The organism is Glutamicibacter sp. BS14 (assembly GCF_056934375.1).
The window spans coordinates 3,270,991-3,286,991 of sequence record NZ_CM167801.1 but is presented as its reverse complement, the minus strand read 5'-3'; the positions used below and the strand labels follow the sequence as shown (position 1 = coordinate 3,286,991).

Here is a 16,001-nt window from a genome sequence, read left to right as displayed (position 1 = left end):
TTCGCCGCGACTGATGTCGTCGGTCCTTTTCCTGTCCGTGCGGATCAGGTTGTCAATGAGCATTCGGGGCAGGTTGCCCGACGGATTGGATTCTCTTGGAAATTTTTTTTCGTCTTGCTGGCAGGCCGTGAAGCTGCCGGATCCGCGGGCTGGCGGGCCCGGTCCCGGAGCATTGCCGGCTCATGGAAATAGGCTGCAAGTGGGATCTGCCACGCTTGGAACCAGCGACAGCCTTATTCTCCGCACAAGCCATATACTGGAAGGCGTGAGTAAAGCCGGGCAGAACACGCAAGAGCAGGCCTCAGGCCTCGTATTAGTCGACAAAGAGCAGGGAATGACCTCCCATGATGTGGTCGGTCGCATCCGCAGACTTGCAGGGACTCGGAAAGTCGGCCACGCCGGCACCCTGGACCCCATGGCCACCGGCGTGCTGGTTATCGGCGTGAACAAGGCAACCCGGCTGCTGACCTACATCGTCGGCCACGACAAGACCTACACCGCCACCATCCGGCTGGGGCAGAACACCGTCACGGACGATGCCGAAGGCGAAATCATTTCCGAGCGCATCGCCGCGGCGGTCAGCGACGAAGACATCGAGCGCGAGATCGCCCAGCTGCGCGGAGACATCGAGCAGATCCCGAGCTCGGTCTCGGCCATCAAGGTCGATGGCAAGCGTTCCTACGCTCGCGTGCGCGCTGGCGAACAGGTAGAACTCAAGGCCCGCCCGGTCACCATTTCGCGGTTCGAGATCCATGAGGTGCGCCGCGAAAACGGCGGCAAGATCCTCGACGTCGACGTCACGGTATCGTGCTCTTCTGGAACCTACATCCGGGCGTTGGCCCGCGACCTGGGCGAAGCATTGAACGTTGGCGGGCACCTGACGGCGCTGCGCCGTACCGAGGTGGGCCCATACAAGATCGAGCTCACCCGCACCCTGGAGCAGCTGGCCGGGGAATTCGAGATTCTCCCAATCGAAAAGGCTGCTGCCGCGCTGTTCCCGAACCGCACGGTCAGCGTCGACGAAGCCGTGGAATTGTCTTTCGGCCGCACCATCCCCGCCTCGCATCTGGGCATGGACATTGCCGAAGGCCAGACCGTTGCGGCTTTCGCTCCCAATGGCGTGCTGGTCGCACTGCTGGAAGACAAGGGCGACAAGGCGCGTACGGCCTTGGTCTTCACCGCTAAGTAATCCCGAAAGGAACTGGCTTGATTGCCGTCAATGGATTCTTCATCGCCGGAGCGGTGGTCTGTGCACTGGCATTGCTGGTGGCAGTTATCGCAACCGCTATCCGCAAGCACCCGGATGACTGGGCGCTGATCGGTGCGGTGGCCACCGAGCTTTTCCTGATTGCCTACGGCATCGCGGCCGCGATCCGCCAGGTCGGGGGAAATGCGGTGCAAGGCGACCCGGTGGAATTCTGGGGCTACTTCATCACAGCGCTGATCATGCCGCCGGTGGCCTTCTTCTGGGCGATCAGCGAGAAGAGCCGTTGGTCCAACGCCGTGCTGGCCGCGTCGGCCGCCGTCACCTTCGTAATGGTGTTCCGCATGGAACAGATCTGGCAGTAGGAGTACTCACATGGGTGAAAAGCCGCGAAATTCGCGAATCATGCAGGCCGCTCAGGCGCGCAGCACCAATAAGGCCCCCAAGCCAAGCCGGTCCACCGGACTGGGCCGGGTGATCATTGCCGTGTACGGCATCCTCGCCCTGGCGGCGAGCGTGCGCGCGGTGTACCAGATCATGAGCAAATTCGACGAAGCGCCGATCGCCTACAGCCTGTCGCTGTTTTCTGGCCTGGTCTATATCCTTGCCACATTCTCGCTGTCTTCAGCCAAGCGTGGTGCCTGGCTGGTTTCGCTCTGGGCGGTAGCCGTTGAATTGGCAGGCGTGATCGTGGTCGGCATCTTGTCGCTGACCCACCCCGAAGACTTCGCCCATCCGTCGGTGTGGAGCGGTTTCGGCGAAGGATACGGCTACGTTCCACTGGTGCTGCCGATTGTCGGCTTGTGGTGGCTGTACCGTAACCGTAATGAGCGTCACGCCTAAAGACGTGCAAGAATTACCACGGTGGGTTTTCCATCCACCGCAGCAGAATTTCTGAAGGAGCAAAGTGCACTATTGGAAGGGCTTGGATGCCGTCCCCGCGGATATGGCTCCCACTGTCGTGACCATTGGCAACTTTGATGGTGTCCACCTGGGCCATTGCGAGGTGCTGGATGCAGCTGTCGCGCAGGCCAAAGCACGCTCGTCTCAATCGGTAGCGATCACTTTCGACCCGCACCCGGCGCTGGTGCACCGTCCCGATGATGCTCCTGAATTGATCATGGGTCTGGCTGACCGCGTGGACACCTTGGCCAGCGTTGGCCTGGATGCCACGCTGATGATCCACTACACCCTGGAATTCGCGGACCAGAGCGCTGAAGAGTTCGTTCGCTCCATCATCGTAGAGAAGCTGAATGCCGTGGCCGTTGTGGTCGGGCATGATGTGCGTTTTGGCCGCGGCAATTCCGGGGACTTCAGCTACATGCAGGAACTGGGCACCAAGTACGGTTTTGAAGTCATAGGTGTCGAAGACGTAGGGGACAAGCGCCGCTTGTCCTCGACCTGGGTCCGTGAAGAACTAGCCGCCGGCAATGTCGAAGCTGCCGCCGCGATCCTCGGCCGGCCGCATCGCATGCGCGGAGAAGTAGTCCATGGCCATGCCCGTGGACGCGAGCTGGGATTTCCCACCGCGAATCTGGACACCGAAGCCACTGGCATCATCCCCGCCGATGGGGTCTATGCCGGCTGGGTGATCGACGAGGCCGAGGTGCGTTGGCCAGCAGCAATTTCCGTCGGGTCGAACCCCACCTTCGATGGCGTCTCCCGAGTGGTTGAAGCCCACGTGATTGACCGCCCCGAAGAAGGCGTGGAAGATTTCGATCTGTACGGACAGCAGATTGTCGTTGAGTTCATTTCCCACCTGCGTCCGATGGTTGCCTACCGCGGCATCGAAGCCCTCATTGAGCAGATGACCGAGGACGTTGACCAGGCCCGTGCGGTGCTGGCTATAGAACGCCACTAGGAATCATGGCTGAGATACCATCATTGCCGCAGCGGGCCTTCGTCGTGGGCGCCCAGCGCCGCGACGAATTAGCTTCCGCTTTCCAAGCCGACGCTGAAAGCTATGACAAGATCCGTCCTTCCTATCCGCAGGAAGCCTTGGAATTCACGCTGCAGCACCGACCGGTGAGTGCCATTGACATCGGTTGCGGTTCGGGCATCTTCACCGAACAGCTCATCCGTGCAGGCCTGGAAGTCAGGGCCGTAGACCCATCGGCAGAAATGCTCTCGGTCCTGTCCAAGCGGCTGCCATCGGTCGAGGTAACCTGCGCCGCAGGTGAAGCGACCGGCTTGGAGGCCGATAGCGCTGGCCTGGTGACCTATGCCCAGGCATGGCACTGGGTGGACCACCCTCAAGCCAGTGCCGAAGCGGCCCGATTGCTCCATGATGGCGGTTGGCTCACCCTGCTGTGGAATCAGCTGGATGTCGCCATTCCCTGGGTTCACCGCTTGGCACGCATCATGCATGCCGGCGATGTGCACCGGCCCGAGCTGGAGCCGCCGTTGGGACCGCAGTTCCAGAAGGCGGAGCATGGCATCTGGCATTGGTCCATGGAACTGGATTTCCAAGAGATCGTCGAGCTGACCAAATCCCGCAGCTACTACCGCAAGTCTTCAGAGACTACCCGCGCCAAGGTGGAAGCGAACTTGGCCTGGTATTGGCAGGAGCATCTGGGGCACGAGCAGGACGCAAAGGTGCAGGTGCCCTATCTCACCCATGCCTGGAGGTCCCGCCGGCGCACCCGTCGGTGATATGATTGACGATGGTTCTCGCTGCAGTCCGCGGTTGCGAGTTTCCGCCGTGAGCGTCTCAACGTTCGCACCGACTTATGAACGCGGTCCAACTCTAGGAGTTTGTTATGGCATTGGATGCCACTATCAAGAACGAAATCATCAAGGCTTACGCTACCCACGAGGGTGACACCGGTTCGCCTGAGGTTCAGATTGCCGTCATGTCCCGCCGTATTTCGGACCTGACCGAGCACCTGAAGATGCACAAGCATGATCACCACACCCGCCGTGGCCTGATGGCTCTGGTTGGTCGTCGTCGTCGTATGCTCGGCTACCTGAAGAACACCGACATCGAGCGTTACCGTTCGCTGATCGAGCGTCTGGGCCTGCGCAAGTAGTCCTCTGCTTCAGAGCAAGAAATTCCCCGTCTCCGCTTCAGGAGTCGGGGATTTTTCTTTGCCTCCGGACCTTGGTAACGCCGTTCATGTGTTCGCTATTTGCCGGCACGAATCAAGATCAGTAATCGACAGAGGCAAGAATCGGATGAATTCCTGCTCTCCCAGGCTCATCCCGCAGGCAAGCACATGACGGAACAGGCGTCGGAGCGACCTTGGACGCACCCGCTAAGGTTTCCCCGGATTAAATTCCGCCCCGAATATCTCGGTATCTGACCTTCCTGTGGAGCCACGTACCGTTGGGCTAAGGCTAATGAGCCATCCCGCGACATTTTCCGAAACCTGAAGGTCACTTTGACCTCAGGTTTCTTCTCGTTTCTCCAGTTTTCCATGCCCTTTCCGAGGCGCCGCCGAAGTGGTTGCATGGCTACCAAGCACGGAAAAAGCGCGAAATAGAGGGGAACAGGGATGAATAATTTCAAACGGTTGAACTTTCGAAGCATGGGCACGGCGGCGGGGCTGACGGCAGCAGCGTTCTTTTTAGCCTCATGCACTGCGTCAGCTCACGGCACGGATCTTGAGAACCCTGACGGCACAATAACCGTCCGCTACGAAGGAAGCGCCAATACCGTGATCCTTCCGGAGCTGGCTGAAGACCTGGGCTACCTTGACGGTGTGTCCTTGGAATGGGTTGGCAACAACTCCAGCGGGCCCTCGGCGATCCAGAACACGGCCACCGGTGCCACCGAGATCGGCAGCGCGTTCTCCGGAGCAGTGGTGAAGCTGCAGGAAGCTGGATCGCCTGTCACCGCGGTGGTCTCATCCTATGGTTCCAATGCAGACTACTTTGTCGGGTTCTACACGAGCGAAGACAGCGGCATCGAAGAACCGAGGGACCTCATTGGCAAGACAATTGCAGTCAATACTTTGGGCGCTCATTCTGAAGCGGTCGTTAGCAGCTATCTGAAATCCGAAGGCCTGACGCCGCAAGAGATCGAGCAGGTGCAGCTGGTCGTTTTGCCACCTACCGACACCGCACAAGCTGTTCGCACCCATCAGGTCGACGTTGGCGCTCTTTCCGGGGCTTCCCAAGTGCATGCAGTGAAGCAAGGCGGCTTGCGAGAAGTTTTCAGGGACACAGAAGTCTTCAGCAACTTTGATGCCGGAGAGTACGTCCTTCGGGATGATTTCATCGCTCAATACCCTGAAGCAGCGCATTCCCTGGCCACTGGCATTGCCAAAGCAGCGGACTGGGCTTCGACGCATCCGCGCGAAGAGGTCATCAAGAGATTCACCGCAATCGTTGAATCCAGGGATCGCGGAGACGACGTTGAAGCCCTGCAGTACTTCAACGGCTATGGCTTGGGCGAACACGCAGCCATCGAAGACGAGGACTTCAGCAGATGGGCGCAATGGCTCAACGACGCGGGGATTCTCGAAGGAGAAATCACCCCCAGCGAGTACTACACCAACGAATTCAACGACCTCGCAAACGAAGGGCAGTAATCGCGCATGTCTACCATTGAGATCAAGAACTTGGGCAAGAAATTCCTCCGCTCCGGATCAAGTGAAGATACTGCCGTCACGGCCATTGAATCACTGGATCTCCGGATCCAGGACGGAGAATTCTTCACCCTTGTCGGCCCCAGCGGATGCGGCAAATCCACTCTTCTGGATATCTTGGCCGGGTTGGCCGCGCCAACTTCGGGCGAAGTTCTCGTTGATGGCGAGCCGGTCTCCGGTCCCAGCCTGGAACGTTCAGTAGTCTTCCAGCAATATGCGCTCTTCCCATGGCTCACGGCAGTGGCCAATGTCGAGGTGGGGCTGGAGAGCCAGGCCCGTCGCGGTCGGGGACTGGACAAATCGGGAAGGCGGATCCGCGCTAACGAATATCTGCGACTCGTTGGCCTGCAGGGTGTGGAAGACAAGTACCCCCACGAACTATCCGGCGGCATGCGTCAACGCGTGGCCATAGCCCGTGCCTTGGCCCATGAACCCAAGGTGCTGCTGATGGATGAGCCGTTCGCCGCCCTGGATGCCCAAACACGCGAACAACTCCAGGACTTGCTGCTAGATATCTGGAGTCGCACCCGAACCACGATTGTCTTCATTACGCACGGCATAGAAGAAGCCGTGTACCTGGGGCAGCGGGTAGCGGTGATGTCCTCCAAACCCGGACGAATCAAGGAGATCATCAACATTGAACTCGACGGGCGCCACAGTGTTGATGACATCCGCTCGGCTCCCCAATTCAGCGATTACCGCCATCGCATCTGGACGCTGCTTCACGAGTCCGCTCCCAGTGCCGGCAAATCGCCGGTGAGCCACAAGTCGCTCGTTTCTCCAGGAGTACCAGCATGAGCACCTTAGCCGTACCGGACCAGCGCCTGCAGGGCTCCACCGGGGAGTCAAACCGGCCTTCTCCTTTCCTGCGTTTGGCCGGAAGACTGCGGTCAACGCTGTACCGTTCGGGTGCGATCATCGGTTTTCTCCTGGTGTGGGAGCTTGTCCCGCAATTCGTCCTGGAACCATCATCCCGGGTCTTTCTTCCTCCCTTGCATGAAGTCCTGCAGGCACTGGGGAAGATGATTGCCTCAGGGGATCTGGGCACGCACATCCTGGCAAGCCTAGGCCGGGCGGCCGTAGGATTCACGCTCGCTGTCCTCATCGGCGTGCCCGTCGGATTGGTCGTCGCGTGGTTCTCGAAAGTCGGCGATTTCCTCAACCCGTTGCTGGAGGTATTCCGAAATACCGCGGCCTTGGCGTTGCTTCCGGTCTTCACGCTCCTTCTCGGTATTGGCGAAGTATCCAAGGTATCGATTGTCGTCTACGCGGCGTTCTTCCCGGTGCTTCTCAACACCATCCTTGGAGCACGCAGCGTAGATCCCTTGCTGATCAGGGCGGCAAAAACCTTGGGGCTCACCAGCTACGAGATCTTCGCGAAAGTTGTCTTGCCCTCGTCCGTACCCATCATCTTCACCGGCGTCCGGATGGCAGGAACGTCATCCGTGCTGGTGCTCATCGCCGCCGAAATGATCGGCGCCAAGGCTGGACTGGGCTTCCTGATCACCAATTCGCAAGCCAGTTTCCTGATCCCGAAAATGTACGCAGCCATACTCACTGTCGCCATCCTAGGCTTCACGGTCAACGCAGCACTTGTAGCGCTGGAGCGCCACTTCTCGCGCTGGGCTCGCGCCTAGACAATCTTCCTACCGAAGGGACTACAACCATGACACGAACTTTGACTCTCAACGCGTTCTTGATGACTACCGGGCATCATGAATCCTCATGGCGCCTGCCGCTGAGCGACCCACATGCCGGAACGGACATCGGCCACTACATCCGTTTGGCGCAGCTGGCCGAGAAAGCGAAGCTCGACGCGATCTTCTTCGCAGACGGCCCAGTGCTTCAAGGGCCGGTCGCCCAACGACCTGCAGGAATCCTCGACCCTGTGACAGTGCTTTCTGCCATCGCCCCGTTGACCCGGCACATTGGGCTGATAGCGACCGCATCAACCAGCTACAACGACCCCTATAATCTTGCCCGCCGCTTTGCAAGCCTGGATGTGATCAGCAATGGGCGTGCGGGCTGGAACGTCGTCACCACAGCAGGCGATGCAGCGGCGAGGAATTTCTCCCAATCCGCCCAATTGGACAGCTCGCAACGATACCGTCGCGCCGAGGAATTCCTGGAGGTGGTCAAGAAGCTCTGGGACTCCTGGGAGCCGGATGCAGTCGTTGCTGACAAGGGAAGCGGGATCTGGGCGGATCCGGGCAAGATACACTCCGCGGCACACATCGGGGAGCACTTCCAGGTTGCTGGAGCGCTCAATGTCCCGCGGTCGCCCCAGGGGCATCCGGTGATCGTCCAGGCGGGAGCTTCGGCCGCCGGCAAGGAATTCGCCGGGCGATGGGCTGAAGCCATTTTCACCGCTCACCAATCATTTGAGTCTGCCAGGGACTTCTACCAGGAAATCAAGGACAAGGCAGCAGGCAACGGCCGAGCAGCGCATTCGGTCAAAGTCCTTCCAGGAATTGTTCCCATCCTTGGTTCCACGGAAGCCGAAGCCAATGAATTGGCGGATTCCCTGGATGAGCTCATTCTGCCGGAATACGCCAGGAATACGTTGGCCCAGCAGTTGCATGTGGAGCCGGCAATCCTTGAACTGGACCGAGAACTTCCCGCCGAGCTGGAGAATACCGTGGCCAAGGAGAAATCCACCTCCCGAAGGGATCTCATCTTGGATCTGGGTTACCGAAGGAAGCTCACGGTTCGCCAGATCATCCGGGAGCTAGGTCCTGGCCGGGGACACCAGACGTTCTCGGGTACGCCGGAGCAGCTGGCGGACCGGATCGAGTACTGGTTCAAAGCCGGAGCGGCCGATGGATTTAATATCATGGCTCCGGTCTTGCCGGCAGGTCTCGAAGTATTCACGGAGCAGGTAGTCCCGATTTTGCAGCAGCGCAAGCTCTTCCGTACTGAATACGAGCAGAGTACGCTTCGCGGAAACTACGGGTTGCCAGTACCGGCAAATAATCGCCTGGGCTTGGCATTCTAGAGCCTGAAAGTCGTGTACCGAAGGGCGAGAGCCATTGCTCTCGCCCTTCGGTTGCCGGTGGGATCAGGCCCCGGCGGATACCGGTTGCTGGTTCAGCTGCGTCCTCCAGGAATGCCCTGGGTGATCAGCATGGAGAAACCGCAAGGAAAGTACTGGCGATGGGAGCCGCACGAAGTTGATTCGACAAGGCTCCCACCACGGGCAGCAGCTGGTGAAGTGCAAATCGAAGTAGCGCGATTACTACCCGGCAACGCGCAAGAGCAATAAGAGCTTCATCAGCGCCAAGGGCCTGGCCAAAACCAAGGCTGTCACCCGTGGCAAGAAAGGCAACGGCGTTTGGGCGCTTTCCAGGAACAAAGCAAAATCCCTAGCTGCAGCTACTAAGGACGGCAAGGCGCCAGTTGGACCCGAAATCAGTGGAGGAGGCAAGAAGGGTACATGTGGCACTTCCACCCCAACAAGCGGACCCCTGACATTCATCTCTTCTACGGAAGCTCGACCTGGGAAAGAACTTGCACGAAGCATTGGTGCCGCCAGCTACTGTTGGCGGCACCAGTAGTGCTTGAATTGGGGAACTATGACTGACTACCAAAAACTCTTGCAGGCTGCTCGTGCACACTACGGGGTTGGCGCTGCTCCACGCGTGTCGGAAGCTGCAGCACTTCTCACCTCGTTGGGTGGCAAGACCTTCGACTACTCCAGGTTCGCCGGCAACCTCATCGATGAATATGTAGACTCGGCACGTGTAGTTGCAGCCTACGATATTTCCGACCCAGAGCTCCTTGCTTCCCGGTCCTTGCCGGTTGAACGCGAAATGATGGAATGGCCTCCCGAAGAAGATGAAGACAGCTACGACGTTGTGTTCACTAAGGATGAAGAGCTGTGGAACGTCATTCAGAACGAGCTCGGTGGGATGAGGCGAGCAATTGTCTTGCTTGAGCATGCTGAAGGGGATGCAGGCGCTGTAGGCAACTTCCGTGTAGCTGGATTCGCACAGTGGCTAAGGGAGACGCTCTGGGCTGCTACCGGTGTCGTTCCGCGAGATCCAGGCTGGCCGGATGAGAGCGCCACTCTGTATGAGAAGGCTTTTGCGATGCAGGGACGGCCAGGTTGCGAACCAGACCCAATCGATTGACGAGTATTGTCGGGTCAATCCGAGACGCTTTCCAAGCTGCTTGCATCACCAGCCACGCTTTCGGCAAGGGGTGCATGGCGTTGCATGGAGTACGGAATGCGTTATATAAAGTCCAGTAGAAGTCGAAAACGCTTGGATCCGCGAAGCTACACGGATCCAAGCGTTTTTTATGAGATTTCGGGCTGGGTTACGACTTAGCTCATTGTGCCTCGGCCTCGGTCTCGGCGGCTGCGGCTTCAGCGGCCTTCTCCTGGTGGATCACTTCGGCCAAGAGCTTTTCCATTTCCTTGGCGACACCTGCGGCGGAAGCTGGGTTCTGTCCGGTGACCAGGCGTTCGGAGACTTGTACATTCTCTTCGAAGTTATCGGCGGCGATATGCGTGGCGCCTTGCTCGGTGAGCTTGTCGGCCAGGAAGAACGGAATGATCTTATCCTTGCCTACGGCCACTTCTTCATCGTTGGTGAATGCTGCAACGGTTTTGCCACTTAAGAGTTTCAAACCATGATGCAGCTCGACATCGAGCAGACCGGCCGGGCCGTGGCAGACTGCACCGACAACGCCGCCCTTGTTGTAGATAGCGCCGACCAGCTTTTGCAGGCCCTCATTATTGGGGAAGTCCCACATGGTGCCGTGGCCTCCCACGAGGTACACGGCGTCGTACTGTTCGGGGTCGACGACTTCAACCCTTGCGGTGTTGTACAAGCCGGCACGGGTCGTTTCGTCCTGGGTGAACTGGACCTGGACCGGGTCGTCCTGGTCCACTGTGTCGCGCGGGGGCTGTCCGCCTTTAATGGAAGCGAAGTCGACGAAGTGCCCGGAATCCCGGAACACCTTCCATGGATGTGCGGCCTCGGCGACGTTGTATCCGGTAGGTTCCTTGTCATTACCGATTTCGGAAACGCTGGTCAGGACCATGAGGATTTTCTTCAAGGTGTGCTCCTTTCGCATTCGTCCTTCCACCCTTGTACAACAGGCAGGCTGTCGCAAGGGCGATGCGCAAGTTGCCAGTTTGCTTTCCGGAATCGTGCTCCGGAGGGAGAACAAGTGGGACGTGGCTCCTGTTTCTAGCCCCGGAGCGAGTTTGGCGTGCGTTGCCAACTAAGCATGCGCTTAAAGCCAACGCCCTTGGGGCGGACTTTGCGAGAATGAATGCACCGGCCGGGATATGCCGTGCATCACTTCTTGAACCTTGGAGAGCCATCCCGGATTGGTATCTTTCGAAAGGATTGCACTCGTGAACACCGCCCCTAGCCTTCTCTTGGTCAACGGCACCATCCATACGCTGGATCCGCATGAACGCATAGTCAATGCGATGGCCGTCCGCGCAGGAAAGATTGTCGCGCTCGGAGAGGATGCGCTGGCGCTGCGTGGGCCGGAAATGGAAATTATCGATCTGGACGGGGCCACGATCATGCCCGGGCTGATGGACGTGCACAATCATCACATGCTTGCCGGGCAGATGGACCTGTTCGAGCTCAACGTTCCGCCAACTCTCAACCTGGACGAGTTCCTGGAGGCAGTCGCGGTCTGGTCGGATAAGCTGGCTGCGGACCAGTGGGTCATCGGTGGCAGCTGGGGTTCGGGCCTGTTGAGCGAGATCAATACGCCCCAGGCACTGGCGCGGCTGGATCAGGCCACCGGCGGCCGGCCGGCCTTGCTCAAGGATGATGCTAAGCACAACCGATGGGTGAACAGCCATGCCTTGGAGCTTGCGGGCATCACCGGCGCGACCCCTCACCCCGAAGGCGGGGAAATCATGCGGGATGCCGAAGGCCGAGCCACCGGCGTGCTGCTGGAAGCCGGCGGGGTCATTGTCGAACAGGTCCGCGAATCAATGAGCCCCACGCCGACTTGGCAGTTGGCCGAAGCGGCATCGCGGGGCATGGAAATACTGCATTCTTACGGCATCACCGGTTTCCAGGATGCTGCCGCCTCCTTGCAACTCATGCAGGCCTTGAAAGAACTCGATGAATCCGGGAATCTGCACGCCTGGGTGGTTTCCAGCATGCAGGCCAATGACTTCATTTTCGGGACCCATCCGCTGGGCGAGGGGATCATTGCCGAGCGCGAGCAAACCAGGTCAACTCATCACCGCCCGGATTTCATCAAGATCTTCCTTGATGGCGTTCCGCCGGCAGGGACCGGAGCCTTCATCGAACCGTATCTGGAGGGTGCGGGATTCCCTGAATGCCATTGCGGCAACACCACAATGCCTCCAGAAGAACTCGCGGGCTGGCTGATGAGCACGGCGCGGCGGGGCATTTCCGCGAAGATCCACTGCACCGGCGATGCTTCGGTGCGCCTGGTCCTGGACACAGTCCAGAAGGTGCGCGAGGCAGGTCTGGGCGAGCCGAAATACCATATCGCCCACGGCCAGTTCATTCACCCGGATGACCTGCCGCGCTTTGCAGAACTGGGAGTCACCGCCGATATCTCGCCGTCATTGTGGTTCCCCGGGGTGATTACCGAAGCCATGAAACTCGTCCTTCCCGCCGACCGGGCATCCAAGATGCACCCGAACAAGACCTTGCTGGCCACCGGGGCGCTAGTTGCCGGCGGCTCGGACTGGCCGGTGAGCGTTTCCCCGAACGCCTGGGAGGGAATCTACGGTCTGGTCACCCGCAAGGATCCTACCGGAGCTTTCCCCGGAACGCTCTGGGAGGAAGAAGCCGTGACCTTGGCGGATGCCTTGCGTATCTACACGATCAATTGCGCCAAAGCGATGGGACTGGATGACCTGACCGGGTCGCTGGAAATCGGTAAGTCCGCTGACTTCATCATGCTCTCGGCAGACCCGTTTGAGGTGCAACTCGAAGAGCTGCCGCAGATCACTGCACAGCAGACCTGGTTCAGCGGGCAAAAGGTCTACGAACGACTCGGATCCTCGAGCGTGCCGGTGCGCTAATCGCCTGCCCAGCACGTTGTTCTCAGCCGGCCAGGGTATCGGCCGGAGCATCATTATTTACCCGCGGCAACTCGCCGCTGTCTCGAAGGAAAGCCATGGACTCGATACTGGCTGGCGCGCGCACAAAAACAGGCGGCGACCGCGGAATCTACATCTACATCGGTGCCTACAGCGCGGTGCTGTACATGGTGCTGCTGACCGCACCGGTGATCGCCTCCAAGCTGGTGGCGCAATTCGGCCTGACGGCCACCCAAGTAGGCGGGCTGCTGTCCATGGAGCTCGGGGCCTTCAGCTTGGCGACTATCCCCGCCTATCTGTGGCTCAAGCGCGTCAACCTCGTGACGGCAACTCGTGTCTTCACGCTGGTTGCCGTGGCCGGAAATGTGGTCTCGGGCTTTGCGGACAACTACGCGCTCTTGGCGGTGTGCCGCATTGTGACGTCCCTGGCTGCTGGCTCGATCACCGTGGTGATCCTGAGCTTGAGCGGCAGGAGCGCGAACCCAGGACGGGCCTATGGGTTATTCGTTGCGGCCCAGCTGGTCATGGGCGCCGTGATTCTGGCGCTCTTCCCGGTGCTCTTCGCGGATTCCGCGGTGTCTGCGATCTACTGGACCATGGCTGGGCTAGCCCTGTGCTGCATGGCGGTTGCGCACCGCATCGATGGCAACGTGCTGTTGGGAAGCGCCGCTGACCCGGCTGCCGATAGTGCCAACTACGGGCACCGGCCGGCCCCGAGATCCAAGGCGTTTCTGGCCCTGGCGGCGGTAATGCTTTTCTACGTAGCGTTGAGCGGGGTGTGGTCGTTCATGGGGCAATTCGCGGCGTCCGCGCAGATCAATTTGGGTACGACGAGCCTGATTCTCGCTGTTGCGACAGTCCCGGGAATTGCTTCCTCCTTGCTGGCCACATTCCTGGGCGACCATCCGCGCCGCCCGCTGTTCCTCATTCTCGGTTATCTGGCGATGCTGCTGTCCATCGGCTTGCTGTTCGGGTTGAGCGGAGCCGTGCAGTTCGCGGCCGCGGCGATCATCTTCAAATTCTCCTGGACCTTCATCCTGCCCTACTTGCTGGCCACGGTCTCCGACCTGGACTCCAGCGGCCACCTGATGAATTCCACGAACTTGATGATCGGCACCGGGTTCGCGCTTGGACCAGTTCTGGGCGGCATGCTCATCGAGGCTGCCAGCGGCTTTGGCGTGCTTCTCGTCGCCTGCAGTGTCGGAGTGCTGCTGTCCATGACCTGCGTGGTTCTCGTCCAGGGCCGCAATCAGCACGGCTTGCCCCAGCGCGTCGCTCCAATGGGAATTCCTGAATAGCAGTGCACGGTCCACCACCGGCACATGCCAACCAGTGGAAAACAACGACTTTCCAGGACCTGCGCCGCTGGTAAAGGTGCCGAGGCATCTTCAGGGACCACAACGATTCGCCCAGAGCGCCATGAAGCCCCAGCCGGTGTCCTCGATCCTGTAAGGTTCACGGACACCCGCTGGGGCCCAGGCGCGCTTTTCCGATTGGCGAGGCGCTAGACTGCCAGCTTGCGGCGGATGAATCCGGACGCTTGGTCAACGACGATGATCAGAATCAGCACGATGATGATGTGCGTAAGCATCGTATCGAACTGGAACGACTTGATCGCCTGGTTGATGAGCAAGCCGATGCCGCCAGCACCGACCAGGCCCAGGACCAGTGACGATCGGACGTTGACGTCGAAGCGGTACAAGAGCAAGCCAACGAACTGCGGGATCACCAGCGGCAGTGCGCCATGGGTAAGCTGCTGAACCCGTGATGCGCCGGTGGTGGACAGCGCTTCCTGCGGGCCCTGATCGGTTTCTTCCAGGGACTCGGCCCAGAGCTTTCCCATCACTCCCGTGTTGTGGCAGATCAGCGCCAGCACACCTGCGAAGGGACCCAAGCCCACGGCGGTGACGAAGATGAGCGCAAAGACGATATCCGGTACCGCGCGGAAGAAGGACAAGATGCTGCGTGCTGCTTGGTAGGCCAGCGGATGCGGCGTCGTGGTGCGGCATGCGAGCACAGCGAGCACCAAGGCCGTAGGAATGGAGAAGGTCGTGCCCAGCAAGCCGATCCACAAGGTGACCAGCGTTGCCTCCAAGCCAGGAAGTATGACCTTGTCCCAGCTCAGATCCGGCGGGAATGCGTCGCTGATGAATCGTGCCATCCCGCGCCAGCCATCCACGAGCAACGCCGGATCAAAATCAGTTCCCGCGATGGCCAGAAGGTGAAGGACGGCAATCACTGCAACTGCGGTAATCCAAAGGGTACGCCGGGCCGCCTTGTGCGGGTCTCTGGGCAGTGCTGGCGCGGTCTTTCCAGCGATCATTTGCGAAGTGCTTTCCACTGCCTGTTCCTTGATGCGAGTCCGGGTATGGAGGCTCATGCTGCAATCCTCTCGGGAGAGTAGAGAACGTCCAGGAAGTCGTCGCCGAGATTCTGGACCGGACCGTTGAAGGCGATACGTCCATGCAGCAACCCGATCGCCCGGTCTGCGTAGCGTTGTGCAAGCTCTGGCTGGTGCAGAACCGTGGCGACTGCAAGGTTTTCGTCGTGCGCCAAGGTAGCGAGCAATTCCATGATGTTCTCGGCCGCATGCGGGTCCAGAGCAGAAACCGGCTCATCGGCAAGCAGCACCGACGCGCGCTGGCACAGGGCCCTGGCGACGGCTACGCGCTGCTGCTGTCCGCCAGAAAGGCGCCCGACCTTGTCCAGGGCGCGGTCGGCCATGCCAACCCGGTCCAGGCAGGCCATTGCTTCTTCCCGCAGTTCGCGCGAGAAGAAAGCGGGGGAGAATGAGGCCAAGCCGGTGACACGGGCCAGGGCGCCTGCGCAGACATTGTACAGTGCTGTGCGGCGGGGCACCAGATGGATCTTCTGGAACACCATGGCTGCCCGGGATCGCGCACGGGCTAGATCACGGCCATGGAGATCGGCCAGGTGGATGCCATCCAATTCGATGCTTCCCGAATCCGGCGTGGCCAATCCCGCGACGCACTTGAGGGTGGTGGATTTTCCGGAGCCGTTGGCACCCAGAAAGACCACGAGCTCGCCGCGGTTGACGGTGAAATCGACGTCATCAAGCACGCGGCGCTGGTTGAAGGACTTGGCCAGGGACTTCACCGAGAGGGCCGGACGGGCCAATTGCGTGGTGTCCATG

At 59.8% G+C, this 16,001-nt stretch carries 16 protein-coding genes; 13 read left to right on the top strand and 3 right to left on the bottom strand.

Going from position 1 to position 16,001, the window contains the following annotated elements:
* Window positions 1-265: 265 nt before the first annotated feature.
* The 11 genes from truB (at window position 266) to AC1Z36_RS15490 (ending at window position 9,923) form a co-directional block, all read left to right on the top strand.
* Window positions 266-1,189 carry a tRNA pseudouridine(55) synthase TruB gene (gene truB, locus AC1Z36_RS15540; RefSeq protein ID WP_105661834.1) on the top strand — a complete coding sequence of 308 codons (924 nt, stop codon included), beginning with the start codon at window positions 266-268 and terminating at the stop codon, window positions 1,187-1,189.
* Window positions 1,190-1,206: 17 nt separating this feature from the next.
* Complete coding sequence (locus AC1Z36_RS15535; RefSeq protein WP_105657288.1) at window positions 1,207-1,569, top strand: hypothetical protein; 363 nt, start codon at window positions 1,207-1,209, stop codon at window positions 1,567-1,569.
* Between the two features lie 10 nt (window positions 1,570-1,579).
* On the top strand, window positions 1,580-2,047 hold the full coding sequence (locus AC1Z36_RS15530) for a hypothetical protein (RefSeq protein ID WP_181148828.1): 468 nt from the start codon (window positions 1,580-1,582) through the stop codon (window positions 2,045-2,047).
* Window positions 2,048-2,111: 64 nt separating this feature from the next.
* On the top strand, window positions 2,112-3,065 hold the full coding sequence (locus AC1Z36_RS15525; RefSeq protein WP_332730826.1) for a bifunctional riboflavin kinase/FAD synthetase: 954 nt from the start codon (window positions 2,112-2,114) through the stop codon (window positions 3,063-3,065).
* 5 nt (window positions 3,066-3,070) lie between these two features.
* Window positions 3,071-3,856 carry a class I SAM-dependent methyltransferase gene (locus AC1Z36_RS15520; protein ID WP_483561451.1) on the top strand — a complete coding sequence of 262 codons (786 nt, stop codon included), beginning with the start codon at window positions 3,071-3,073 and terminating at the stop codon, window positions 3,854-3,856.
* Between the two features lie 107 nt (window positions 3,857-3,963).
* On the top strand, window positions 3,964-4,233 hold the full coding sequence (gene rpsO / locus AC1Z36_RS15515) for a 30S ribosomal protein S15 (protein ID WP_013348393.1): 270 nt from the start codon (window positions 3,964-3,966) through the stop codon (window positions 4,231-4,233).
* Between the two features lie 627 nt (window positions 4,234-4,860).
* Entirely contained in the window at window positions 4,861-5,736 is an 876-nt protein-coding gene (locus AC1Z36_RS15510; RefSeq protein WP_434691541.1) for an ABC transporter substrate-binding protein, read from the top strand.
* A gap of 6 nt (window positions 5,737-5,742) precedes the next feature.
* Window positions 5,743-6,591 carry an ABC transporter ATP-binding protein gene (locus AC1Z36_RS15505; RefSeq protein WP_105658237.1) on the top strand — a complete coding sequence of 283 codons (849 nt, stop codon included), beginning with the start codon at window positions 5,743-5,745 and terminating at the stop codon, window positions 6,589-6,591.
* A complete protein-coding gene (locus AC1Z36_RS15500; RefSeq protein ID WP_105658236.1) occupies window positions 6,588-7,430 on the top strand; it encodes an ABC transporter permease in 843 nt (280 codons plus the stop codon). The genes AC1Z36_RS15505 and AC1Z36_RS15500 overlap by 4 nt, the downstream gene beginning before the upstream one ends.
* Window positions 7,431-7,459: 29 nt before the next feature.
* Window positions 7,460-8,788 (top strand): LLM class flavin-dependent oxidoreductase, encoded by a 1,329-nt coding sequence (locus AC1Z36_RS15495; protein WP_286134290.1) that lies wholly within the window; start codon window positions 7,460-7,462, stop codon window positions 8,786-8,788.
* Window positions 8,789-9,365: 577 nt separating this feature from the next.
* Window positions 9,366-9,923 (top strand): hypothetical protein, encoded by a 558-nt coding sequence (locus tag AC1Z36_RS15490; protein ID WP_483561450.1) that lies wholly within the window; start codon window positions 9,366-9,368, stop codon window positions 9,921-9,923.
* A 199-nt stretch (window positions 9,924-10,122) separates the two neighbouring features.
* Here AC1Z36_RS15490 and AC1Z36_RS15485 read toward each other — a convergent pair whose 3' ends face one another.
* A complete protein-coding gene (locus AC1Z36_RS15485) occupies window positions 10,123-10,854 on the bottom strand; it encodes a type 1 glutamine amidotransferase domain-containing protein (RefSeq protein ID WP_105661919.1) in 732 nt (243 codons plus the stop codon).
* Between the two features lie 304 nt (window positions 10,855-11,158).
* Here AC1Z36_RS15485 and AC1Z36_RS15480 point away from each other — a divergent pair, with 304 nt between their 5' ends.
* Window positions 11,159-12,829 carry an amidohydrolase gene (locus AC1Z36_RS15480; protein ID WP_483561449.1) on the top strand — a complete coding sequence of 557 codons (1,671 nt, stop codon included), beginning with the start codon at window positions 11,159-11,161 and terminating at the stop codon, window positions 12,827-12,829.
* Window positions 12,830-12,924: 95 nt separating this feature from the next.
* Complete coding sequence (locus AC1Z36_RS15475) at window positions 12,925-14,145, top strand: MFS transporter (protein ID WP_105661839.1); 1,221 nt, start codon at window positions 12,925-12,927, stop codon at window positions 14,143-14,145.
* Window positions 14,146-14,351: 206 nt separating this feature from the next.
* On the opposite strand, the gene phnE is transcribed toward AC1Z36_RS15475, so the two are convergent.
* Both phnE and AC1Z36_RS15465 read right to left on the bottom strand, forming a co-directional pair.
* Window positions 14,352-15,227, bottom strand: coding sequence for a phosphonate ABC transporter, permease protein PhnE (gene phnE / locus AC1Z36_RS15470; RefSeq protein WP_286134602.1), 876 nt, complete (start codon window positions 15,225-15,227; stop codon window positions 14,352-14,354).
* Entirely contained in the window at window positions 15,224-16,000 is a 777-nt protein-coding gene (locus AC1Z36_RS15465) for a phosphonate ABC transporter ATP-binding protein (RefSeq protein WP_105661840.1), read from the bottom strand. The genes phnE and AC1Z36_RS15465 overlap by 4 nt, the downstream gene beginning before the upstream one ends.
* Between the last annotated feature and the right edge of the window lies 1 nt (window position 16,001).

Excerpts from the sequence above, each read along its gene's own strand:
- AC1Z36_RS15530 (WP_181148828.1), top strand. The coding sequence starts at position 1,580 with ATGGGTGAAAAGCCGCGAAATTCGCGAATCATGCAGGCCGCTCAGGCG.
- AC1Z36_RS15520 (WP_483561451.1), top strand. The coding sequence starts at position 3,071 with ATGGCTGAGATACCATCATTGCCGCAGCGGGCCTTCGTCGTGGGCGCC.
- rpsO (WP_013348393.1), top strand. The coding sequence starts at position 3,964 with ATGGCATTGGATGCCACTATCAAGAACGAAATCATCAAGGCTTACGCT.
- AC1Z36_RS15505 (WP_105658237.1), top strand. The coding sequence starts at position 5,743 with ATGTCTACCATTGAGATCAAGAACTTGGGCAAGAAATTCCTCCGCTCC.
- AC1Z36_RS15500 (WP_105658236.1), top strand. The coding sequence starts at position 6,588 with ATGAGCACCTTAGCCGTACCGGACCAGCGCCTGCAGGGCTCCACCGGG.
- AC1Z36_RS15495 (WP_286134290.1), top strand. The coding sequence starts at position 7,460 with ATGACACGAACTTTGACTCTCAACGCGTTCTTGATGACTACCGGGCAT.
- AC1Z36_RS15490 (WP_483561450.1), top strand. The coding sequence starts at position 9,366 with ATGACTGACTACCAAAAACTCTTGCAGGCTGCTCGTGCACACTACGGG.
- AC1Z36_RS15475 (WP_105661839.1), top strand. The coding sequence starts at position 12,925 with ATGGACTCGATACTGGCTGGCGCGCGCACAAAAACAGGCGGCGACCGC.
- phnE (WP_286134602.1), bottom strand. The coding sequence starts at position 15,227 with ATGAGCCTCCATACCCGGACTCGCATCAAGGAACAGGCAGTGGAAAGC.
- AC1Z36_RS15465 (WP_105661840.1), bottom strand. The coding sequence starts at position 16,000 with ATGGACACCACGCAATTGGCCCGTCCGGCCCTCTCGGTGAAGTCCCTG.